The organism is Devosia sp. Root685 (assembly GCF_001427875.1).
GTDB lineage: Bacteria > Pseudomonadota > Alphaproteobacteria > Rhizobiales > Devosiaceae > Devosia.
Genome location: NZ_LMHK01000002.1, coordinates 1,367,271 through 1,389,156, shown reverse-complemented (window position 1 = coordinate 1,389,156; position 21,886 = coordinate 1,367,271). Strand labels below are relative to the sequence as shown.

General features: G+C 61.0%; 21 protein-coding genes. 10 read left to right on the top strand and 11 right to left on the bottom strand.

What is annotated here, in order from left to right; genetic code table 11:
* Positions 1 to 75 precede the first annotated feature (75 nt).
* Complete coding sequence (locus tag ASD83_RS14950) at positions 76 to 525, bottom strand: NfeD family protein (protein ID WP_056312168.1); 450 nt, start codon at positions 523 to 525, stop codon at positions 76 to 78.
* Positions 526 to 539: 14 nt separating this feature from the next.
* Entirely contained in the window at positions 540 to 1,550 is a 1,011-nt protein-coding gene (locus ASD83_RS14945; protein WP_056312166.1) for an SPFH domain-containing protein, read from the bottom strand.
* 166 nt (positions 1,551 to 1,716) lie between these two features.
* Here ASD83_RS14945 and eda point away from each other — a divergent pair, with 166 nt between their 5' ends.
* The 5 genes from eda to ASD83_RS14920 all read left to right on the top strand — a co-directional run bounded on the left by eda (position 1,717) and on the right by ASD83_RS14920 (position 5,480).
* Positions 1,717 to 2,352: a bifunctional 4-hydroxy-2-oxoglutarate aldolase/2-dehydro-3-deoxy-phosphogluconate aldolase gene (eda, locus tag ASD83_RS14940; protein ID WP_200946516.1), complete on the top strand. Its 636-nt coding sequence runs from the start codon at positions 1,717 to 1,719 to the stop codon at positions 2,350 to 2,352.
* A 22-nt stretch (positions 2,353 to 2,374) separates the two neighbouring features.
* Positions 2,375 to 2,740, top strand: a complete 366-nt coding sequence (locus ASD83_RS14935; RefSeq protein WP_056312162.1) for a winged helix-turn-helix domain-containing protein — start codon at positions 2,375 to 2,377, stop codon at positions 2,738 to 2,740.
* Between the two features lie 71 nt (positions 2,741 to 2,811).
* Positions 2,812 to 3,540, top strand: a complete 729-nt coding sequence (modA, locus tag ASD83_RS14930) for a molybdate ABC transporter substrate-binding protein (RefSeq protein WP_056312484.1) — start codon at positions 2,812 to 2,814, stop codon at positions 3,538 to 3,540.
* A complete protein-coding gene (gene modB, locus ASD83_RS14925; RefSeq protein ID WP_056312161.1) occupies positions 3,537 to 4,220 on the top strand; it encodes a molybdate ABC transporter permease subunit in 684 nt (227 codons plus the stop codon). The genes modA and modB overlap by 4 nt, the downstream gene beginning before the upstream one ends.
* A 75-nt stretch (positions 4,221 to 4,295) precedes the next feature.
* A complete protein-coding gene (locus ASD83_RS14920; protein WP_056312158.1) occupies positions 4,296 to 5,480 on the top strand; it encodes an alpha-hydroxy acid oxidase in 1,185 nt (394 codons plus the stop codon).
* On the opposite strand, the gene ASD83_RS14915 is transcribed toward ASD83_RS14920, so the two are convergent.
* The gene (locus ASD83_RS14915; protein WP_056312156.1) at positions 5,477 to 5,971 is read right to left on the bottom strand and encodes a response regulator; all 495 of its coding nucleotides are present in this window, start codon (positions 5,969 to 5,971) and stop codon (positions 5,477 to 5,479) included. The two genes, ASD83_RS14920 and ASD83_RS14915, sit on opposite strands and share 4 nt — an antisense overlap.
* 197 nt (positions 5,972 to 6,168) lie before the next feature.
* On the opposite strand from ASD83_RS14915, the gene ykgO reads away from it, so the two are divergent.
* Together ykgO and ASD83_RS14905 are read left to right on the top strand one after the other, a co-directional pair.
* Entirely contained in the window at positions 6,169 to 6,294 is a 126-nt protein-coding gene (ykgO, locus tag ASD83_RS14910; RefSeq protein ID WP_046144158.1) for a type B 50S ribosomal protein L36, read from the top strand.
* Positions 6,295 to 6,603: 309 nt separating this feature from the next.
* Positions 6,604 to 7,200 carry a hypothetical protein gene (locus ASD83_RS14905; RefSeq protein WP_056312154.1) on the top strand — a complete coding sequence of 199 codons (597 nt, stop codon included), beginning with the start codon at positions 6,604 to 6,606 and terminating at the stop codon, positions 7,198 to 7,200.
* Positions 7,201 to 7,392: 192 nt separating this feature from the next.
* On the opposite strand, the gene pyk is transcribed toward ASD83_RS14905, so the two are convergent.
* Together pyk and ASD83_RS14895 are read right to left on the bottom strand one after the other, a co-directional pair.
* Entirely contained in the window at positions 7,393 to 8,832 is a 1,440-nt protein-coding gene (pyk, locus tag ASD83_RS14900) for a pyruvate kinase (RefSeq protein WP_056312152.1), read from the bottom strand.
* Positions 8,829 to 9,410: a DUF1036 domain-containing protein gene (locus ASD83_RS14895; protein ID WP_082561217.1), complete on the bottom strand. Its 582-nt coding sequence runs from the start codon at positions 9,408 to 9,410 to the stop codon at positions 8,829 to 8,831. The genes pyk and ASD83_RS14895 overlap by 4 nt, the downstream gene beginning before the upstream one ends.
* 174 nt (positions 9,411 to 9,584) lie before the next feature.
* Between ASD83_RS14895 and ASD83_RS14890 the strand changes: the two genes are divergently transcribed.
* The gene (locus ASD83_RS14890; protein WP_056312150.1) at positions 9,585 to 9,845 is read left to right on the top strand and encodes a DUF2312 domain-containing protein; all 261 of its coding nucleotides are present in this window, start codon (positions 9,585 to 9,587) and stop codon (positions 9,843 to 9,845) included.
* 45 nt (positions 9,846 to 9,890) lie between these two features.
* Here ASD83_RS14890 and ASD83_RS14885 read toward each other — a convergent pair whose 3' ends face one another.
* Both ASD83_RS14885 and ASD83_RS14880 read right to left on the bottom strand, forming a co-directional pair.
* Entirely contained in the window at positions 9,891 to 10,496 is a 606-nt protein-coding gene (locus ASD83_RS14885; RefSeq protein ID WP_056312148.1) for a hypothetical protein, read from the bottom strand.
* Positions 10,480 to 11,634 carry a hypothetical protein gene (locus ASD83_RS14880; RefSeq protein WP_056312146.1) on the bottom strand — a complete coding sequence of 385 codons (1,155 nt, stop codon included), beginning with the start codon at positions 11,632 to 11,634 and terminating at the stop codon, positions 10,480 to 10,482. The genes ASD83_RS14885 and ASD83_RS14880 overlap by 17 nt, the downstream gene beginning before the upstream one ends.
* A gap of 154 nt (positions 11,635 to 11,788) precedes the next feature.
* Here ASD83_RS14880 and ASD83_RS14875 point away from each other — a divergent pair, with 154 nt between their 5' ends.
* Positions 11,789 to 12,952: a glycosyltransferase family 2 protein gene (locus ASD83_RS14875; RefSeq protein ID WP_056312144.1), complete on the top strand. Its 1,164-nt coding sequence runs from the start codon at positions 11,789 to 11,791 to the stop codon at positions 12,950 to 12,952.
* Between the two features lie 133 nt (positions 12,953 to 13,085).
* Here the strand turns inward: ASD83_RS14875 and dxs are convergent, their stop codons facing one another.
* From dxs to ASD83_RS14855, 4 genes are all read right to left on the bottom strand, one after another.
* Complete coding sequence (gene dxs / locus ASD83_RS14870; RefSeq protein WP_056312142.1) at positions 13,086 to 15,014, bottom strand: 1-deoxy-D-xylulose-5-phosphate synthase; 1,929 nt, start codon at positions 15,012 to 15,014, stop codon at positions 13,086 to 13,088.
* 144 nt (positions 15,015 to 15,158) lie between these two features.
* Positions 15,159 to 16,841, bottom strand: coding sequence for a DUF882 domain-containing protein (locus ASD83_RS14865; RefSeq protein ID WP_320409109.1), 1,683 nt, complete (start codon positions 16,839 to 16,841; stop codon positions 15,159 to 15,161).
* Between the two features lie 194 nt (positions 16,842 to 17,035).
* On the bottom strand, positions 17,036 to 18,736 hold the full coding sequence (locus ASD83_RS14860; protein ID WP_082561216.1) for a L,D-transpeptidase family protein: 1,701 nt from the start codon (positions 18,734 to 18,736) through the stop codon (positions 17,036 to 17,038).
* A 350-nt stretch (positions 18,737 to 19,086) separates the two neighbouring features.
* Positions 19,087 to 19,671, bottom strand: a complete 585-nt coding sequence (locus ASD83_RS14855; RefSeq protein ID WP_244489184.1) for an alpha/beta hydrolase family protein — start codon at positions 19,669 to 19,671, stop codon at positions 19,087 to 19,089.
* Positions 19,672 to 20,173: 502 nt separating this feature from the next.
* Here ASD83_RS14855 and ASD83_RS14845 point away from each other — a divergent pair.
* Positions 20,174 to 21,880 (top strand): ShlB/FhaC/HecB family hemolysin secretion/activation protein, encoded by a 1,707-nt coding sequence (locus ASD83_RS14845; RefSeq protein ID WP_082561215.1) that lies wholly within the window; start codon positions 20,174 to 20,176, stop codon positions 21,878 to 21,880.
* Positions 21,881 to 21,886 lie beyond the last annotated feature (6 nt).

Sequence of the window (21,886 nt, the reverse complement as noted above, 5' to 3'; positions counted from 1 at the left end):
GAAAAACTGGGGGCAGACAGAATGCCCCGCGCGCGATCCTTTCAGCTTATGGTTAACGAATGCTTGCTTTCTGTCTCAAACCGCCTCGACCAGCAGCACGGCGCCTTCGCTCCCGACGATGCGGATGCGTTGACCTGCGGGCAAGTCGGGGCCGGCAATGCGCCAGATGGTGTCGCCGAGGGCAAGACGGCCGAAGCCGCCCGCAATGGGCTGTTCGAGCACGGCTTCGTGGCCGATAAAACTATCGGCGCGGCGATTGAGATAGGGGCGATCGGACTGGCTGGGGCGGTTGCGGCTCCAGCGTGTCCAGAGGGTAATGGCGACGAGGGCCAGGACGCCGAACATCAACCACTGGAAGGGCCAGGCGATGGGCTCGAACAGCACCACCAGCCCGGTGATCAGCCCGGCAATGCCGAGCCAGAGGAGATAGCCGCCCGGCACGACGAGTTCGAGCGCGAGGAGAACGAGCCCGGCTATGATCCAGGCCCAGGGGGCATTGGCGGCGAGGAACTCGATGAGCGCCATGGATTGCCCCCGGGCTAGAACTGACCGGGTTCGCGCGGCGGCTGGCCGGCGGCCGGCGGACGCGACGTCGGGCGGGCTGCCGTCGGCGCGCCGCCACCAAAGGCTTCACGGGCGATTTCGCTAATGCCGCCAATGGCGCCGATGACGCTTGATGCCTCGACCGGCAACATCAGCACCTTCTGGTTGGGCGAGGTGGCGATCTTGCCGAGGGCCTCGATATAGTTATTGGCGACGAAATAATTGATGGCTTGCACATTGCCCGAGGCAATGGCGTCGGAGACCATCTGGGTGGCCTTGGCTTCGGCCTCGGCGGAGCGTTCGCGGGCTTCGGCGTCGCGGAAGGCGGCTTCCTTGCGGCCCTCGGCTTCGAGGACCTGGGCTTGCTTTTCGCCCTCGGCCTTGAGAATGGCGGACTGGCGGCTGCCTTCGGCTTCGAGAATGGTGGCGCGCTTTTCGCGCTCGGCCTTCATCTGCCGGCCCATGGATTCAACGAGATCCTTGGGCGGATCGATGTCCTTGATTTCGATACGGGTAATTTTCACGCCCCAGGGCGAGACGGCGGTATCGACGACGCGCAGCAGGCGTTCGTTGATCTCGTCGCGGTGGCTGAGGAGTTCGTCGAGGTCCATCGAGCCCATGACCGTGCGGATATTGGTCATGGTGAGGTTGAGGATGGCGTTTTCGAGATTGGACACTTCGTAGGCGGCGGCTGCCGCATCGAGGATCTGATAGAAGGTCACGCCATTGGCGGTGATGGAGGCGTTATCGCGGGTGATGACTTCCTGGTGGGGAACGTCGAGCACCTGTTCCATGACGTTGATCTTTTTGCCGATCGTGTCGATGAACGGAATGATCAGATTGAGGCCCGGCTTCAACGTGCGGGTATATTTGCCGAAGCGCTCGACGGTATAATTATAACCCTGCGGGATCGTCTTGGCGCCGGCAAACAGCACCAGAATGAGCAGAATGCCGAGGCCGATCAGCGTGATGCTGAGCCCGTCGAGAGTGAAGCCGTCTAGTGCCATGGTGCGATCTCCTCTTGCGGGGCCTGGGCACTATTTACGGTTGCGCAGCGACATAGGCAACCTTGCTTGAGGTCAGCGCGCTTTTTTGCGGGGCGGGCTTGCAGGAAAGAGGGGTTGGGCCTAACCCTTCGGCGAACCTTTCCTTTGCCTTTTGGAAGTGATGCCCATGCCGCAGGACGCAAACGCCATTCGTTCCATTCTCTCGCTGGCGCCCGTCGTGCCCGTCATCATCCTCGATGATGTTTCGCAGGCGCGGCCATTGGCCGAGGCACTGGTTGCCGGCGGCCTGCCGGTGCTGGAAGTGACGCTGCGTACGCCCAATGCGCTGAAAGTCATGGAAGAAATGGCCAAGGTAACCGGCGCCATCGTCGGGTCGGGCACGGTGCGGAACGCGGGCCATATGAAGGCATCGGTCGACGCCGGTTGCCGCTTCATGGTGTCGCCCGGCGCTTCGCCAAGGCTGCTCGACGCGGCTGATGATGTCGCCATTCCGCTCTTGCCTGGTATCGGCACCCCGACCGAAGCCATGGCAGCGGCCGAGCGGGGCTATTCGTTCCTGAAATTTTTCCCGGCCGAAGCGCTGGGCGGTGCACCGGTGCTGAAAGCCTTTGCCTCGCCGCTGCCCGATATCACCTTCTGCCCGACCGGCGGCATCGATGTGGTCAAGGCCAAGACCTATCTCGCGCTGCCTAATGTCATCTGCGTGGGCGGCAGCTGGATCATGCCGGCCGACGCGCTGGCGAGCGGCGATTTTGCGCGGATCGAGGCGCTGGCGAAGGAAGCGAGCGCGCTGCGGGGGTAGCATTTTTTGGGGGGGTGATCGCATGAACAAGTCTGCGCGCCCCTCCGGCCTCGGCCATCTCCGAATTGTCCTTAGTGATAAAGCCTATGTTGGCCCCGGCCGGGCCGATCTCCTTGAGGGGATTGCCCGGACGGGGTCCATTTCTGCTGCCGGCAAGGAAATGGGCATGAGCTACAAGCGGGCCTGGGGCCTGGTGCAGGCGCTCAATGAGGGGTTTGGCAGGCCGCTGGTGGAGACGGCGCGGGGTGGGGCCGACCAGGGTGGGGCGCGGTTGACCCCGCTCGGGGAAGAGGTGCTGGCGCGCTATCGTGCTATGCAGAAAGCGACCGAGGCGGCGATTGCCGAAGACATTGTCGCATTGCGCGGGCTGATTTCCGATATATCCTGATGAACATATCGCTTGCGAAGGTGGGGTGTTTCATCCATCGATATGGTCAGTTGAACATATCGGAGGCTTTCTTGTCCCGTCTGCTGCTCTCTCTTGCCATTGTAGCCGCCACGTCCGTCCCCGCCTTTGCCGAGACCGTCAACGTCGCTGTCGCGGCCAATTTCACCGCGGTGGCGGAAGAACTGGCCAGAATCTTTGAAGCGAAGGGCGAGCATCAGGTCGCGTTGAGCTTCGGCGCGACCGGTCAGCTCTATACTCAGATCACCCAGGCGGCGCCGTTCGGGATTTTCCTTGCGGCTGACGAGGCCCGTCCACAAAAGGCGATCGACGAGGGTTTTGGTGTCGATGGGACTTTCTTTATCTATGCCGAAGGCCGGTTGGTGCTTTATGCGCCGGGCCGCGATGTGACGGACGGAGTAGCCGCGCTGGAGGGCGACTATAACAAGCTCGCCATCGCCGATCCGGCGGCGGCGCCCTATGGCAAGGCGGCGGTGGAAACCCTGACCGCGCTCGGCCTATTGGAAACGCTGACGCCGAAACTGGTGCAAGGCGAAAACATTTCCCAGACGCTGCAATTTGTCGAAAGCGGTAATGCCGAACTCGGGTTTGTTGCGGCAAGCCAAGTGCTGGGCAAGGCCGGCCAATGGCTGGTGCCGGGGGACCTCCATGAGCCGATCGCGCAGGGCGCGGTGCTGCTCAAGACCGGCGAGACCAATCCGGCCGCTCTGGCATTTTTTGATTTTCTGAAATCCGACGAGGCGGTTTCGGTGATCGAGGCGGCGGGCTATTCGGTGCCATGACCGGTAGCGACCCGCTTCTTTCCGCAGTTCTCCTGACGCTGGCGCTGGCCGCTAGTGTCACAGTTGTGCTGCTGTTGGTCGGGTCCCCGTTGGCTTGGTGGCTGGCGCGCAGTCAGTGGCGCGGTAAGGAGGTGGTTGGGGCCGTGGTCTCCCTGCCGCTGGTGCTGCCGCCGACCGTGCTTGGATTTTATCTCCTGCTGGCGCTCGGGCCCAATGGTCCGGGCGGGGCGATTGCCACGCTTTGGGGCGCGCGGACGCTAGCCTTTTCCTTTGGCGGGCTGGTGATTGGCGGCGCGATTGCCTCACTGCCCTTCATGGTGCAGCCGCTGCGCAATGCCTTTGCTTCCATCGATGCTGATGTGATGGAGGCCGCGGATACGTTGGGCGCTTCGGCGCGGCAGCGCTTTGTGCGCGTGGTGCTGCCCCTCGCCATGCCCGGCTATCTCGTCGGGTCCATCATGGCTTTTGCCCATACGATGGGCGAATTCGGCGTCGTGCTGATGATTGGGGGCAATATTCCGGGACAGACCAAGGTGCTGTCCATCGCCATCTATGACTTCGTCGAGCGGCTCGAATGGGAGAAGGCGCATGTGGTGGCCGGCGGCATGGTCATCTTCGCCTTCCTCGTGATTTTCTCGACGCTGGTGTTGGGGCGCAAGGCGGCGCAGCCCATTTCGTAGACCGTTTTCCAGCCACATTGACTACTAACATGTTAGTTGCTAGGGCAAGTCGAACCCGCTTTCGGAGCCTCTTCCATGACCGCCATCGACAAGATTCTCACCGTTGACGAAATGATGCGGGTGGCGCGGCGGCGCGTACCGAAAATGTTCTTCGAATATGCCGATAGCGGTTCCTATACCGAGAGCACCTATCGCGAGAACGAGAGCGATTTTAACAAGATCAAGCTCAACCAGAAGGTGGCGGTCAACCTTGAGGGGCGCAACCTCAAGACCAAGATGCTGGGCAAGGAAATCACCATGCCGGTCGCCATTGCGCCGGCTGCAACCGGGGGCATGCAGACTGCCGATGGTGAGATCAAGGCGGCGAAAGCAGCCGAGAAATTCGGTATTCCGTTTTCGCTTTCGACCATGAGCGTCTGCTCGATCGAGGACGTGGCCGAGAACACCACGGCGCCATTCTGGTTCCAGCTCTATGTGATGCGCGACCGCGATTTCATCAATCGCCTGATCGATCGCGCCAAGGCGGCCAAATGCTCGGCGCTGGTGCTGACCATGGACCTGCAGATTCTTGGGCAACGGCACAAGGACATCAAGAACGGCTTGGCGACGCCGCCGAAATTCACGCCCTATTCGATCTGGCAGATGATGCAGCACCCGCTCTGGTGTGCGCGCATGCTGGGGACCAAGCGGCACACGTTCCGCAATATCGTCGGTCACGTGAGTGGCGATCATGACCTTGCCTCGCTCTCGGCCTGGACGGCGAGTCAGTTCGACCCGACGCTCAACTGGGGCGATGTGCGCTGGATCAAGGAGCGCTTTGGCGGTCCGGTGATCGTCAAGGGCGTGCTTGATGCCGACGATGCACAGGCAGCGGTGGATAATGGTGCCGATGCGGTGGTGGTTTCCAACCATGGCGGCAGGCAGCTCGATGGCGCGCCATCCACCATTCGCGTGCTGCCCGAGATCGTCGATCGTGTCGGCAAGCAGACCGAGGTCTATCTCGATAGCGGCATTCGCTCGGGTCAGGACGTCGTCAAGGCACTGGCTTACGGCGCCAGGGCGACCTTTATCGGCCGGCCGATGCTCTATGGGCTTGGTGCGGGCGGGGAAGCGGGCGTGACGCGCGTGCTCGAGATCATCCGCAAGGAACTCGACACGACCATGGCGCTTTGTGGCGAGCGCGACATTCTCAATGTCGGCCTGCACAATATCTATTCAAACGACATGCCGCCGCGTAACGCGCCGAAGCCGCGCGCTTAAGTCTCGGGCTCGGTGATAGTGCGCTGATCCTCAATGCCGGCGGTGAGCTTGCGCCGCCGCCGGTCGGGGCCGGCATATTCGGGCGCCTCGATGAATTCGCGCGGCTTGATGTCGAGGCCGGCAATGCGCTTTTGCAGATCGGTGGCGGAGAATGGCTTTTTGAGGAACTCGCTGACCCCGGCATCGCGTGCTTCGGCAATGCGGGCAATGTCGGGCGCCGATGACATCATGATGATCGCGGTGGTGCGGTTGGGGCTGTCGATATCGGTCCGCATCTGGCGCACCAATTCGACGGCGTCCGGCGAGCCCATCATGTCATCGAGGATGATCAGGCTATAGGAGCGGCTGTCGAGCACGGCTTTCAGCTCGCGCGGGTTGGTAATTTCCAACACCATGCGATGGCCAAGGCCCCGCACCATGGCTCCGATAAGCGACGCCATGTTCTCTACCGGATCGGCGACCACGACGCCGTGCTTGACTATTCTGTCCATTCCCAGCCCCCTGGAACCGGCGCAAACTCTAGCCTGACAAGGCTGACCTGCCGGTTAACGGATAGAGGGGAAGGCCGGAGTCGAAAGGGGTAAATCTCTTTGCCGGGCGCGTTGACAGGGCCGACCCTTTTCCCTATGAAGAGCGCAAGTTTTCGGGCGCCTTGGCGCCCCTTTTGTTTGACCAGGGAATTAGACCGATGAAGGTAACCAACTCGCTGAAGGCGTTGATGACGCGCCACCGCGCGAACAAGCTCGTCCGCCGCCGCGGTCGCGTTTACATCATCAACAAGGTGGACAAGCGCTTTAAGGCCCGCCAGGGCTGAGCGTTCACCGCGAAGAGTATCGACAAGGCCCGCATGCAAATGCGGGCCTTGTTGTTTTTGGCGAGGATGGGGCGGGTAGCGGACAGTCCGCTTGCCACCCCTGCAATGTGAAAGACGACATAGGTAGATCGGCTGGACCGGCCCAAGCCGGGAAAAGTCGGCGAGAAACGCGAAAGGTTGGTTGGGAATGTAAGTTGGGTAAGGCGAGCGATACGCTGGTGCCCTTGAATATTTGCTGCGCGCAGTTTCGCAGATTAGCCATTCCGTGATGTGTTATCGGAGAACAATCAGTGAGAGGGGTGCCTGGCCATGTCGATCGATTCCATCATTTCTGCCGAGCGTGATCGCTACGTGGCTCATTTCGAGGCCGTTGCAGAAGAAATGTCATCCAAGACAAATCGATATGCTCGGGAAGTACTGATTTCCGTAGACACTGATGCGCTCGCATATCCCTACCGTTTCATACGGGCTGACTTGATGGAAAATAGCGCGGATGGACCACCCCACGCTTATGAAATTTGGCTCGATCCGTCGCAGACATTCGAGGCATCGGGCTTTCAGCTCGGCCCCGTGACTATCGAGATTTATCCATTCACTTGGTGCTCTGCCCAGATCGCATTCGACCGTCCGTTGCCTGATCTAGCGAAGCTGGAAGGCTTGCTGACCTCATGGCTGGACATCGGTGATACAAGAACTACCAATCGGGCGGCGAATGCCATTCACTCTGCGACGCCCGTCGAAACGAATGGGCAGCTTTGGTATTTGACGGTCGACTTTGGAACAGCCCCTGCGGGCACGATGCTGGATTTGCTCGACTTTCTCGCAAACGAGGGGATGGCCGACAGGATCGTGATCACCAGTCACCCACGGGAGGCAGATGAGGTCCGCAGTAGTGGTTTGCAGTGAATGCTATCCGCTGGTAGCGCGCATTTTTGGGTCGGATTGAGTCTATCTCAAGCGTCCGCTTCCTGTCGGTTTTCTCCGAGGGGCAATGCCCGCAATGGAGTCGACTCCGGCCCTTCGATCACGCCAGCTATTCCAAAAAAAAGAGGCCCCGGACGATGTCCGAGGCCTCTTTCAATTCAGGTGCAAAAGACCTTAGCTCGAGCCGGCGCCGTCCTGGCGGACGAAGGCGATGCGGAGCATGTTGGTGGCGCCCGGTGTGCCGAGCGGAATGCCGGCGGTGATGGCGATGCGGTCGCCGGGGCGGGCAAAGCCCTCCTGGTAGGCGATGACGCAGGCGCGATCGACCATGTCTTCGAGGCTCACCGCGTCTTCGGTCTGGACGCAATGGACGCCCCAGACCACCGACATGCGACGAATGGTGCGCATATTGGGCGAGAGCACGATGATGGGCTTGCTGGGCCGCTCGCGGGCAGCGCGGATGCCGGTCGAGCCGGAGGCCGTGTAGGTGACGATGGCTGCGAGATCGAGTGTTTCGGCAACCTGGCGGGTCGCTGCCGAAATGGCGTCGGCGGCGGTTGCTTCCGGCTCGGTCTGGGCGGCACGGATGATGTTGCGGTAGTTGGCGTCGCTTTCGACGGCAACGGCCACCTTGTTCATGGTCGCGACGGCTTCGATCGGGTACTGGCCCGAGGCCGACTCAGCCGAGAGCATGACCGCATCGGCGCCTTCGAAGACGGCGATGGAAACGTCCGAGACTTCGGCGCGGGTCGGGACCGGCGCGGTGATCATGGATTCGAGCATCTGCGTTGCCACGACCACCGGCTTGCCATAGCGGCGAGACATGCGGATCATGCGCTTTTGGAGGCCCGGAACGGTTTCGAGCGGCAGTTCGACGCCGAGGTCACCACGGGCGACCATGATGGCGTCGGAGAGTTTTACGATTTCTTCGAGACGATCGATAGCCTGGGGCTTTTCGATCTTGGCCATGACGCCGGCGCGGCCCTGGACGATCTTGCGAACGTCGATGATGTCTTCAGGACGCTGCACAAAGGAAAGCGCGATCCAGTCGGCTTCGGCCTTGAGGCCTTCGAGAAGATCGGCGTGATCCTTTTCGGTGAGGGCGCCGGTCGGCAGCAGCGTATCGGGCAGGGACACGCCCTTCTTGTCGCTCAGCTTGCCGCCATAGACGACTTCGGTCTCAATGACGCCGCCTCCGACTTTAGTCGCCTTGAGCTGGAGCTTGCCATCGTCCAAAAGAAGACGGTCGCCGACGGAGACGCTCTCGATGATTTCCGGATGCGGCAGGTAGACGCGCTCGGAATTACCGGTGTCGTTCTTGTCGCTATCGAGCGTGAATTTCTGGCCCTGGACCAGGTTGACCGAACCTTCGGCAAACTTCCAGACGCGCAGCTTAGGGCCCTGCAGGTCGACGAGAATGCCGAGCGGATGCTTGAGGCGCGCTTCGACATTGCGGATACGCGCAACGGTCTGATGCAGCACTTCGTGGCTGGCATGGCTCATGTTGATGCGGAAAACGTCCGCACCGGCCTTGGCCAGTTCCTCGATCATCTTTTCCTCGTGGCTGGCAGGCCCGAGGGTGGCGATGATCTTTGCGCGTCTGATCCGTCTCATTGCGTATCCGTGCTCTGTCTGTCTGGAGGTGGTGGCGGGAGAGGTACCACCTGATCGGCATTATTTTCGGGGTCAACCAGGAAGGCTGGCTCTTCGAGATCTTCACCGGCATCCGGACCGACCACATTGGGGGCGCCCGCGCTTTCGGTCAGCTGCAGCGTCCAGTCCGTCCGGTTCTGGGTATCGATTTCAAAGAACCCGGTGCGCTCATAGCCCCGCGCGAGGCAATCCTCAACCCCGAATATTGTGAAGGTTTCGTCACGCGTGCACATGAACACCTGGCCATCCCAGGCGCCGCCGCCGATATCGTCGACGGCATAGAGGTAATAAAAGCGCCGTTGCAGGTCGCCCTGATAGAGGGTTCGGCAATCGCCGGGCGGGGTTTGCCACCAGCCTTCGCTCATCCAGCCGCGCTCGGCGCGATAGCCAAGGGACACGGAGAGGATATTTGCCGTCTCGTTGCAAATGCGCAGATCCGCATAGGCGGGCACGACCGGGCTTAAAAAAAAGCCACAAGCAAGAAGCGGCAAAAGCGTCGAGCCGAGGCAGAAGCGGTGCAAGAGCGGGCCATTGGTCATGGGAGATACCGGGAGTGTTTGAGCCGATGCGACAAGTGCGGTCAATGGCTAATGACTGGATTTGACCGAATTGCGGGCATGCATTTCGTGCTTCTTGGGAGAATCGGCCAGTCAAGGGCTTGAACCGAACGAGCCCTTGGGGTTCAAGACAGCCAGAACAAAAAGAGGTTTACGATGGCCGTCGAAGACAGCGTCGCCCAGGATCAGCTCCGCGCCTTTATCGAGCGCATCGAGCGGATGGAAGAAGAAAAGGCCGCGATCGCGGCTGACATCAAGGAAATCTATGCCGAAGCCAAGGGCAACGGTTTCGATACGAAAATCCTCAGGAAGATCGTGACGATCCGCAAGCAGGACGCCAATGAGCGCATGGAGCAGGAAGCCATACTCGAACTTTACATGTCGGCGCTCGGCATGATCGAAGGCGGTTCCGACTGATTTTTGCCCAGCTCAGCCCGGTACTGCCGGGCTGAGCAAATCTGCTCATGCCGGGCTGAGCGAAGCGGCGGTGAGTTTTACCGAGCGCCAATAGGTGTTCGCGACCCGCTTGCCCGGCGAAATGGCGTCGGGATAGTCGAGTTTTATGTCGACAAAGCCATCATCGTCCCGGGCACTTGCCGGGATTGAGATGGCAAAACGCTCGGTCTTGTCGGGCGTTACCGCAATTTCCCCGATTTCCTTGCCATTGGCCGAGATCAGAACCCGTTGCTGGGCGGGGCCCGGCAGGGTGACGCCGGTCAATTCCAGCATCAGTGTCAGCGCACCGGGCGCGCTTACTGCAAAGCGCAGGCGCGAGGTTTCGCCGACCGAATGGGCGCCGTCGCCGGCAGTCCCGGTCCAGCCACAGGGGCGTAGTTCACGGGTTTCGTCGCCGTCCGAGCGGAAATCGAGTTCCGCGCCCAGCACATATTCGCCGGTGACCGGCTGCGGCAGGCAGGTGGTCGTGCGGTCGATATAGTAGGCACGATAGTCCGCGGACACGCTGGGGTGTAGGCCTTGCCAGAGAATGGTCAGCTCGACGAGCGCGATAATAGCGGCGAAGGCATAGGCGCCAAGCGCCAGGGGCGAGCGATCAGACAAGCGCAACATTGCCTCCCAGCCAGGCGAGCGTAACGAACCAGGCGCCGATGATGAGGCCCACAAGGCTGACGGCGAAGACGACCCGGTTTTTGCCCAGAAGCGTTGCCGCGGTGATGGTGATCGGGGCCATGCCGGCCATGAAGCGGAGCATCGACGCAAGGCCGGCGGCGAGTGGAATGACGATGCAGAAGAGGCAAAAGACCACGGCAGGCCATTGTTTTCGCCAGGCGAGAACTGCGGTGAGCCCGAGGCCGACAATGGCGGCGAGCGCCAGGATCTGGGAATTGCTGAGGAGGGCACCAGCGCCAGGCCAATTGACGAGACCTTCCCAGAGATAGGTCAGGGGATTGGCGATCTGCCGGCCCCAGGCGCGCTGGGTGTGGCTGAAGGCGAGGCCATCGCCGACCCAATAATTGAGGAAGGCCATATAGGTGAAAAAGCCGAGCGGCGAGATGAAGATGGCAAGCACCAGTTTTGGTTGACCGAGAAGGCCGCCGAGGATGCCGCGCCAGGTTCCTTTGTCCTGCCGATAGTCCATCAGCGCCTTGATGCCGATAGAGAGTGAGGCGAAGACACCGACGATGCGGGTGGCCGAGAGGAGGGCTGATGCGGCGGCAGCGCCGAGATAGTCCGAGCGACCAAGAAACCGGAAGACCAGCGTCGTCAGGAGGACGAACATCACCTCGGTGAAGAAGGTGGTGAAATAGAACGAGACGGGGCCGGACAGCATGAAGGCGGCGTAGAGCGTATAGGCGCGGATATTCCGGCCCAGCAGCGGCCAGGCCACGACGACGGCGGCATAGGCCGTCAGTATCGAGAGAAGGCTCGCCAAAACGATGGTGGGCAGGGGGATGAGCTTGCCGATCAGCCCGACGAGGATCGGATAGAACGGAAAGAACGCCCAATTGCCGGCATTGACGCGCGAGGGGACCGGAAAAGTGTCGTAGCCGGTTTCGGCCATGCGGACATACCAAGTGCAATCCCAGCGGCAGAGTGCGCTGAAATACTGCGTCCATTCGGTATCGGGCTGAGCATAGCGGAAGGCGAGGAAGCGGATCAGCGTGCCGCTCAGAACGAAAACGAGCGGCAAAAGCAGGATCAGCGCGCTGGGCCTATCCTGCCTGAAATCGATACTGGGGGGATACACGGCGCCTCCTGCCATGGGGAAAGGGTGAAGTGACACAAAGCGCGGCGGGCCACATCTGCGTGCCACGCAACCCTGCCATGAAATCTATCCCACGCAACTTTAAGTGCGTGACGTGCTTTTAAGGGGGATGCCCGCAGCCAGAGTGCTCAAGAAAATGTCGAACGGCCCTATCCAAGAAGCCAGCGTCGCACTTCCCACCAATTTTCGCCCCCCGCAGCTCGCCGTCATCGTCCCCTCCTATAATGAGCGGGGCAACATCGAGTTGCTTTATGAAAAGGTTGCGCTGGCGCTGGGCGATACCGCCTGGGAAATGATCGTCGTCGACGACAATAGTCCCGATGGGACGGCCGACGTTGTCAACGAGTTGAGCCGGGTCTATGCCAATATCCGCTGCGTCAGACGCTTTGGTCGGCGGGGACTTGCCTCGGCCTGTATCGAGGGCATGGCGGTAACGGCCGCGCCATATGTTGCCGTGATCGATGCCGACCATCAGCATGACGAAACCATCCTTCCCCAGATGTTGGCGGAAGCGCTGAGCGGCGCCGATCTCGTCGTCGGGTCGCGCTTTGCCGAGGGCGGTTCGGCCGGCGATGGTCTCAGCGAGGCGCGGCTTTCGGGCAGCAATCTTGCCAATCGTCTTGCCGGCATGATCGCCGGGCAGGCGGTGAGCGATCCGATGAGCGGGTTTTTTCTCATTCGTCGGGAGGCGGCGCTTGAAGCTGCGCCGAAGCTTGCCAGCGATGGGTTCAAGATTCTGATCGACCTGATCGTGACGTCAGCCCGCATGGGCAAGCCGCTGAAGATCGCCGAAGTGCCCTATACGTTCCGCCCGCGCCATGCGGGCGAGAGCAAGATGAACCCGCTGATCGTGATCCAGTATTTGGGTCTCTGGGTATCGAAGATGACTGGCGGCGCGTTGCCGCCGAGTTTTTTGCTCTTCGGTCTCGTTGGTGGCACCGGCGTCGTCGTGCACCTAGCCACGCTGTGGTTCTTCACCTCGGTGCTGATCCAGGGCGAGGTGGTGTCGCAGACGACGGAGTTTTTGATTTCCCAGATCGCCGCGACGATGATCGCCATGGCCTGGAATTTTGTGCTTAATAACAACCTGACCTATGCCGATCGCAAGCTTAAGGGCCGCAGGTTGATTACCGGCTTCCTCAGTTTTTGTGCGATCTGCGCGCTGGGCGGCATCGCCAATATTTCCGTCGCCAACGCGATCTACCAGTGGGATCACCAGACTTTTGTAGCGGGCCTTTCGGGCGCGATCATGAGCTCGGTGTTCAATTATGCTGTGACGCGGGCTTTTACCTGGAAGTAAGGCCAGAACGCCTCATTTTCCCAACCACGGTGTCATTCCCGCGAAAGCGGGAATCTCTGCTAAAGGCTGAAAACGGAGATTCCCGCTTTCGCGGGAATGACACTGTGGGTTTGGGGCTTTTTAGGCCGCGGCTTTACGCCTGAGCCAGGGCCGCCTTCATGGCGGCTTCGTCATATCCGAGGGTGGTGAGAGCGGTCTGGACGATGCCGGCGCGGTCGAGGCCCGCGGCGGCGTACATGTCGTTCTGGCTCGAATGCTCGTCGAAACGATCCGGGATCATCAGCGGGCGGAAACGCACCTTGCCGTCAAGGAGGCCGTTCAAGGCGAGGAAGGTCGCCACGTGGCTGCCAAAGCCGCCAAGGCCGCCTTCCTCGGTTGATATCAGCACGTCGTGCGTCTGGGCGAGACGAGCGGTTAGCTCTTCATCGAGCGGCTTTAAGAAACGCGCATCGGCGACGGTCGGGTTGAGGCCGAGGGCTGCGAGCTTGTCGGCGGCGGCGAGCACTTCGCCCAGCCGCGTGCCATAGGACAGGAGCGCAATCGTGCTGCCCTGGCGGATGATGCGGCCCTTGCCGATGGACAGGATTTCGCCACGGGCGGGCATGTCGACGCCCATGCCATCGCCACGGGGATAGCGGAAGCTGATCGGGCCGGCGTCATAGGCTGATGCCGTTGCCACCATATGGCGGAGTTCGGCTTCGTCGGCGGCGGCCATCTGCACGATGCCGGGAATGGCGCCGAGATAGGCATTGTCGTAATTGCCGGCATGGGTGGGGCCATCGGCGCCGACGAAACCGGCGCGGTCGATGGCAAAGCGCACCGGCAGACCCTGGATAGCGACGTCGTGGATCACCTGATCATAGGCGCGCTGCAGGAAGGTCGAATAGATGGCGCAGAAGGGGCGCATGCCTTCGCTGGCAAGGCCCGCCGCGAAGGTGACGGCGTGTTGTTCGGCGATGCCGACATCGTAGATGCGGTCGGGGAAGAGTTCAGCGAACTTGTCGAGGCCGGTACCCGAGGGCATGGCAGCGGTGACGGCAACGACGCGCTTGTCGTTCTGCGCTTCCTGGATCAGCGTTTCGGCAAAGACCGACGTATAGGATGGCGCGTTGGACGGCGCCTTGGTCTGGGCGCCGGTGATGACGTTGAATTTTGAGACGCCATGATACTTGTCGGCCGAGTCTTCGGCGGGGGCATAGCCCTTGCCTTTCTTCGTCACGACATGGACGAGGACGGGGCCTTTTTCCATCTCGCGCACATTGTCGAGCACGGGCAGCAGGTGGTCGAGATTGTGCCCGTCGATGGGGCCGACATAATAGAAGCCAAGCTCTTCAAAAAGCGTGCCGCCGGTGAAGAAGGAGCGGGCGAATTCCTCGGTTTTGCGCGCCGGTTCATAGAGGAACTGCGGCAGTTTGCTGACCACGGATTTTGCCGCGTCGCGCGTGCCGCGATAGGCCGGGCTTGAGACGAGTTGGGCGAGATAAGCGCGCAAGGCGCCGGTCGGGGGCGCGATGGACATGTCGTTGTCGTTGAGAATGACGACGAGCCGCGCGTCCATGTCGCCGGCATTGTTCATGGCTTCATAGGCCATGCCGGCCGACATGGCGCCATCGCCGATGACAGCAACGACATTGCGTGGCGTATCGAGATGTTCGCTCGCAACGGCCATGCCGAGGCCTGCGGAAATCGAGGTCGAGGAGTGGCCAGCGCCAAAGGGATCGTATTCGCTTTCGGCGCGCCGGGTGAAGCCGGAAAGGCCGTCCTTCTGGCGCAGCGTGCGCATGCGGTCGCGGCGGCCAGTCAGAATCTTGTGCGGATAGGCCTGGTGGCCGACGTCCCAGATGATGCGATCATGTGGGGTGTCGAAAACCGCGTGCAGCGCTACGGTCAGCTCGACGACGCCAAGGCCGGCGCCGAGGTGGCCGCCGGTAACGGAAACGGCGTCGATGACTTCGGTGCGCAGTTCATCGGCAAGCTGGCGCAACTGCTCGCGGGGCAGGGCGCGCAGATCGGCGGGCGTTTGAACCGTGTCGAGCAACGGCGTGTGCGGCTTTTCGGCCAAGCGAGGGCTCCTTGGGAAGCGGCGGCAGCAGAACGTTCTTTAGGCGCGTGACCGTGCCAATGCAAGGACCGGCACGGCAAGGTGCCGGTCTCACCAAACGCTTGAAATCAAAGAAAGTGGCGCCGATACGGCGTTGCCAGCGTTTTAGTTGGTCGAGGGTGCGAAACGGCGATTTCCGCCCATGGTCGTGTCTTCCCCGGCACCCATGACGATGACGTAGCGGCCCATTTCCGGGGTGGGATCGAAATCGGCTTCATCACGATCGAAGATCACCGCGAAGTGGTTGGAGCTCAGGCTCACCGGGGCGGCAAAGACATCGGCGACGTGCTCGAAATCGGGCGCAACGAGGTCGGGCTTGCGCATGCCGGCGGCGACCGGACGCGAAACGTGGCTGGTCAGAGCGGCGACGAGTTCGGATGGTTTGGCGCTTTCGACGGCGTCAAAAGTGCCTGAGAAGAGGTTGGCCATTTCCGTCTGCGAGGGCGGCAGCGCTGTCAGTTCGGTTGGCATGGGCGTACCGACCGAGGCAAGAACGGAGCGCGACGCGGGCGTGGCGGGAATGGAGCCGGTCACGGTCGGACCTAGCGAAGCGATCACGGGGCGGCCGAGACCGGCTGGTGCCGCGGCATAGGCTGTGAGCGTGACTTCGGGCTCGGCCGCATGGAGCGGCGGCATCGGAACGGGTGCGTCGGTCAACGCGGCAAGAGCCGTGACGGCATCGCCGGCGGGCAGGGCCGCAGCGGTGGCGACGCGCAGAGTTTCGGATTTCATCGCCGGCATTGGGGCAATAACGGGCGTCGTCAGCTCCGCGGCGTCGAGCGGCGCGCTGCCGACGGTCGAGAAGGGCATGAAGGCGGGGTCGGCCGGAACGGGCGCCACGGCGGAAGGCTGCGGCGTTGCTACGGCTGCAACCATCATGCTGGCCGGGCGTGGGGCGGGAACGGGGGCAAGGTCGGAGGTGGCGGTCTGCGGCGCCACGGCGGCGACCTGCATAGGGGCGGGTGCTGCCGCTGCGACCGGCGCTGGGGCATTGCCCGGCTTACCGCCAAAGAGCACGTCCATCAGCGTCTTGCCGCCGCTGCCGCCGCCGGAATCGGCCACCATGGTGCCCGAGGAACTGCGGCCATTGCAGGGATAGGCGTGGCACTGTTTCCACTCGGCGAGGGCGATGTTGTAGCCTTCCTGGGAGAGCGGCTTGCCGTCGGTCGGCAGATGCATGGTGCGGCCGTCGGGGAAAATTTCTTTGAGCTGGGCGCGGGTCATGCGCGGCCAGGCGCGGACGGAGCCGACGTCGAGATGGACGAAGGGGCTGCCCGAGGTTGGGTAGAAACCAACGCCGCCAACCTGCTTACTCATTGCAACGGCACGCAATTTTGACAGGTTCACGCCGGGAATGAAGAAATCCATGGCCGTGCCGCGCATGTGCTGGGAATTGTCGGCAACGCCCGAAGACTTGTCGGCCAGCATGGCATTGGTGGCGGGGGAGCGGTAGGCGGAGACGACATTGATCGGCTGAGTGCCGCCAACCTCTTGATAAACCTCCCAAACCAGATCGAAAAGGCGGGGGTCCATCTTGGTGGGTTCGTTGCGGCGCCAGTCGCGGAGGAACTGGTTGAGCTCGTTGAGGCCCGATTGCACATATTTGCCGTCGCGCTTGAAGACGATGCGCGAGGTTTCCTTGGTGTGCGTATAGTAGAGATAGAGGGCGCGCTCAGTCGCAGCCACGGCGGGCTGGACGGCGAAAATGCCGGTCATACAAATAGTTACAAGCGTCGTCGCGATAAAACGCGAGAGAACACCACGCTGCAAAAAGGAAATCCCCGTCACGCCTAACTCTGCCCGGTTCAATGCCAGTATCGTTGGACGTTAGCGCAAAAATCGCTCGATTTTATTAACGCTAACCAGGTGTGAACCGACCTTAGGCCCCCTCACGCCTTCGTTATTAAGGGCAAAAACAGGCGCAACCAAGGCGAAAATGCTAACAGACTGTTACCGTTGAGCGTAACCGCAGCCACATTCGGTTACGGCGACAGCTCTTCGGGGACGTTTTCGGCCTCGGCCATGATGGTCGGCGGGGCGGAATTGGCAAGACCCATGGCTTCGATGAGCTTTTCATTGTGCCCGTAGACATCGCCATAGGAGCGGATCGCACCATCCGGACCGACGCGCAGGGTGAAGTAAGCGAGGTGGACTGGAATCTGTTTTTCCGGGTTCACCCAGCGCTCGGAGGGGCCGAACAGGGCTTCGAGCGAGGTGCGGCTGATCTTGGTCTCATTGGCCATCAGCGCATCGGCGAATTCGAAGGGGTTTTCGACGCGAATGCAGCCGTGGCTGAAGGCGCGGAAGGACCGGGCGAAGAGCGACTTGGACGGCGTATCGTGGAGATAGACGTCGTGCTTGTTGGGGAAGAGAAACTTGATCTGGCCCAGGGCATTGCCGGCGCCGGGGCGCTGGCGGACCTTGAAGGGGAAGTAGGAGGTGGAGACCTGCGACCAATCCACCTGCCAGGGGCTGACCGGAGTGCCGTTATAGAGCAGATCCATATTGTGGCTGTCGGTATAGCCGGGATTGCGCAAAACGGCCGGGGCGATCTCGCCCTTGATGATCGAGGAGGGCACGTTCCAATAGGGATTGACCACCAGGTGGCGGATATTGTCCGAGAAAATCGGGGTCTGGTTCTTGGTGGTGCCGACGACGACGCGGGTGGCATATTCCTCGACGCCATTGCGCTGAATGGAGAGGCGGAATTCGGGGATGTTGACGAAGACGTTGAACTGGCCGAGGTCGGCCGGCATCCAGCGCCAGCGTTCCATATTGGCCAGAATGTCCTCGCGGCGCGTGGCATTGCCGCCATTGAAGGCCGCGATGGTCGCCGGCCCGATAATGCCGTCGACTTCGAGGCCGACGCCGCCCTGGAAGGTTTCGACGGCGGTGACGAGGGTGTCGTCGTAAAGGTTCGAGGTGACTGCGGGCAGTTCGAGCCGGGCGCGGATCGCGTGGACGCGGGCATCGGAATTGCCGGGGCGCAGCACCGGACCTTCCCCGATCGGGGCCGGACGGGCCGTGGTGCTGGCGCCGAAATTGGCGAGTGCGGCTTTCAGGGCCAGGAATTCGGGATGTTTGGGCTCGAGTTCGGCAAGGATCGGGGCGGGGTCGGAACTCTGGGCGAGGCGCTCGAGAAGAGCGGCCTGATCGATCGGCTTGGGCTGGATGTCGAGGTTTTCGCTCACCGACTGGGGGCGAATGCGGCCATTGTAGAGATGGTTGGCATAGCGGAGGACCGCGCCGGAAAAGGCGGTTTCAAGGCCGGCGAGGGCAATGGGGTCGCTGCTATTGGCGCGGGTGAGGTCGATGTCGGCGGTCAGATAATCGCTGGGGCGCAGGCCTTCGGCGCCAGCCTCTTGAAAGAGCGCGATGATCTTTTGGGCGGAGGGCGAGAAGGTCACCTTGCCGCCGGCGCCTTCGCTGAGCCAGATCGGCTCGAAATGGCGTTCGCCATAGAGGAAATAGAGTTTTTGCGCCTCTTCATAGGCGCGCGAGCCGGTCTTGGCGGAGCCATAGGCAGAGGAAAGTCCAGTCTTGATGGTGCGGGCCAGATCGTTTTGCGGCGGAGCGATAACAACGGGCTGAATGGCAAGAGCGGCCACTTCCTGGCCGATTGCCACCTGGCCAAATGAGGTCGCAGCAAGCACCGCAACGAGACTGACCACTAGCTTACGCATCTTTGCTCCTACTCACGCCGGAAACGCCCGCGAATCCCTGAGATTCGGGCAGATCTGGATTAAATTCATTACTCATGAAACCTTAACGGGAGCAATCGCTCCCATAAACGTGATGTTCATCTGTGGCGGAGAGGCCACGCTGTGCATTGCCATTTGGTCGCGCAAATTTTGACATTAGACGCCGGTCTAGCTCTCGAGATGCCTGATGGCGCCGTCACCGCAGTGGACACGCTCGATCGCCCTCTTCGGGCTGGCGAACGAGAGTAGAAGGCGGACGGCGGAAATGGGGTGGTAAGCCGACAGTCAGGTTTTGGAACTGCAGATAGATAAGCGGCCACACGATCGGAGGCCTAATCTCGTAGATCGCGCAAATACTGATCAACTTGCTCGCCCCAAAGGGCCGGCTTGAACATAAGAGCATGGCCCATCGGTGCGGCGACGAACGTCCCTCGCCCGCCCGCCAACCGGAACCTGTCAAAATTTGCCCGGCAGTGCTCTATCCGGTAGTACTGGTCAGAGTTGCCATGCAGCCAAAGACTAGGAAATTCGGTCGTGGCACCTCGCTCGAAAAGCAGCGGATTGACGAATTCGTGGCTCGGACATCCTCTCCCTAGCCAGCCGCCGTTGAAGTTGATGGCACCGCAGAATATGTTTGGCCTCACACCTGCATACGCGATGGCCAGGATGCCGCCACGCGAAACGCCTCCGATGACGAGCTTGCCGTGATCCACGTCCATCCGACCGCGTAAATGCCGGACGACAGCGTCGACGTCTTCGACGGCGCGCTCGAAGCCCGCCAGCGCAATTTCAACCTTGCACGAATAGCCCGAGCCATCGGAAGCAAGGCCTTCGCCATACGCTACGCCTGACTTCCCCCTCCCTCGACGTTGAGGGAACAGCACCATCCAACCACGATCGGCAAAATGGCTTGCCACTACGGCCGGCGCCACGGTCCTGGTGTAAAGGGCCGTATTCTGCCCTCATCCAGTCGAACCGTGGTTGAACACGATTGTTGGAAACGGACCTTTCCCCTCGGGCTTAGCGGCAACGATCTCCAATTCGACCCGGGGTTCGGGCGATGGAATGAAGAACTTCTCGAAAGTCATCAGTGCACCGCTGAGTGTACCTGCCCCTTGGCAGCTATCACTTCAATTCGGAAGGGTGCAACGCCCTGCCCTTGCTCGTCCACACCCCACGGAAACGCATGGTGAGAGACAAATGAAATCGACTTTTGACGGACGCCGGAATTCGGCGGGCGAAGTTCATACAGTGAAGGTCCTAATTCGCATATTGGGAGATTTCCGTATGCGACGATTTTGGTTAAATCCGACGTAACGAAACGCAACCCTTTGCAGTCACATAGAAAATTGACACGCCACGGAATCAAAACTAGTACGGATTTTGTATTGGTTGATTTGATCAGGTCGATATCTCGGTTTGCGGTATATTCAGAAGCATTGCCTGATCGCCGTTCTGTTGGTGAGTTTATCTCCGATCGGCTGGCAGTACGCATCGGCCCAAGACGCCGATGCGCTTGCCCGAGTGCAGCGCGATGCGCAGCAACAGCAAGCAGAACAGGCCCTCCGCCTGGAGGCAGAGCGCCATGGCACTACCCCATCGTTCCCTGGGCAACTGCCGGAAGAACCAACTGACCTCACGGGCACCGCATCTGCCGCCTGCATCCCAGTCAGCGAAGTGCATTTCGATGGGGCAAGCCTCTTCTCGAAAGACCGACTGGCCGCACTGCATGCAGGCGTCTCGTGCTTTTCGCTCGAACAGATGTTCGAGTTGGTTCGCCTGACGACCAACCTCTATGTCGATGCGGGCTTCGTGACCTCGCGCGCATATTTGCCGGAGCAGGATTTATCTTCCGGCCAATTGCATATCAGCGTCATGGAAGGCCGTCTTGCCGACGTAGAGCTCCTGGAAAATGGTCAACCGCGCGCTATCGGCCATGCGGCTGTACCAGCACAGCCGGGCCGCGTGGTTCAGCTCAGAGAGTTTGAGCAGGGCATCGACCAGATCAACGCCTTGGGGTCCATGGATGCGAAGGTGACCTTTCGCCCCGGCGACGAAGTCGGAACGAGCATCGGCGTCGTGGAGATCACGTCTGGATCCCCGCTCTCTTTGAAGCAAAGCGTCGACAATAGCGGCGCTGACACAACGGGAAAATTGCAGTCAGCGACAAATCTGGTGCTCGAAGACGTTTTTGGCGCCTTTGAAACAATTCGAGCATCCTACAAGCGGAACCTCGATAGCGAAAGCGACAGCAAGAGCTCTCAGAATGTCACTGCCTCGCTGACGCTTCCACTGGGCGACTGGACCTTCGACATCGGCACCAGCTTTTACAGCTATCGGTCACCGATCGCAGGACAGTTGCAAACCTTTGAATCCTCGGGTGACAGCTGGACCCATACACTCGATATCCGCAAGCTGTTGGCGCGCGACCAGTCCAGCAAGACGCACCTGATCCTGGGCCTGTCCGCAAAGGCCAACCGGAATTTTCTCGCCGGGTCGCTGATTGACGTTTCCAGCAGGAATCTGACGATCGCCCGCATCGGTCTTGAGCACGAGCACAAGCTGGCCGGCCTCGGGTTGATCAAGGCGTCGGCCGGAATTTCGCGTGGACTGCCCATTCTCGGCGTGGACGTCGACGCAGATCCATTCTCAATCTTCACCAAGGTCGATGGTCAGGTCGACCTCATCTTGCAGCACCAGAATGGGATGGCCTGGTCGACGACCGCGAGGGGCCAATGGAGCCCCGACGCGCTCTACAGCTCGGAACATATGAGTGTGGGCGGGGCCTCGTCGGTACGTGGTTTTGAAAGTGCCGTGCTTGGCAGCGAGAACGCCATAACCTTGCGCAACGAGATCTCCCATAAGACCGATTTTGATAACGACGCCTTCAAGACCGTTCTCGGTCAAGGGACGCTTTTCGGCGCCCTGGATCTCGGCTGGACCTTCCCTGGCGCGTCAGGGGCTGCCACCACCGGCAATGCCGCAGGCATAGCCGGTGGCGTCCGCCTGCAAAACGGCCTGCTGTTCGGTGAGCTTAGCCTCGAGCAGCCCCTTATCTCCTCCCAACCCTTCGACAATCAGCCTGTCTATCGCTTCAGCGTGGGTATCGCGCCGATCCGGTTTTAGTGAGTG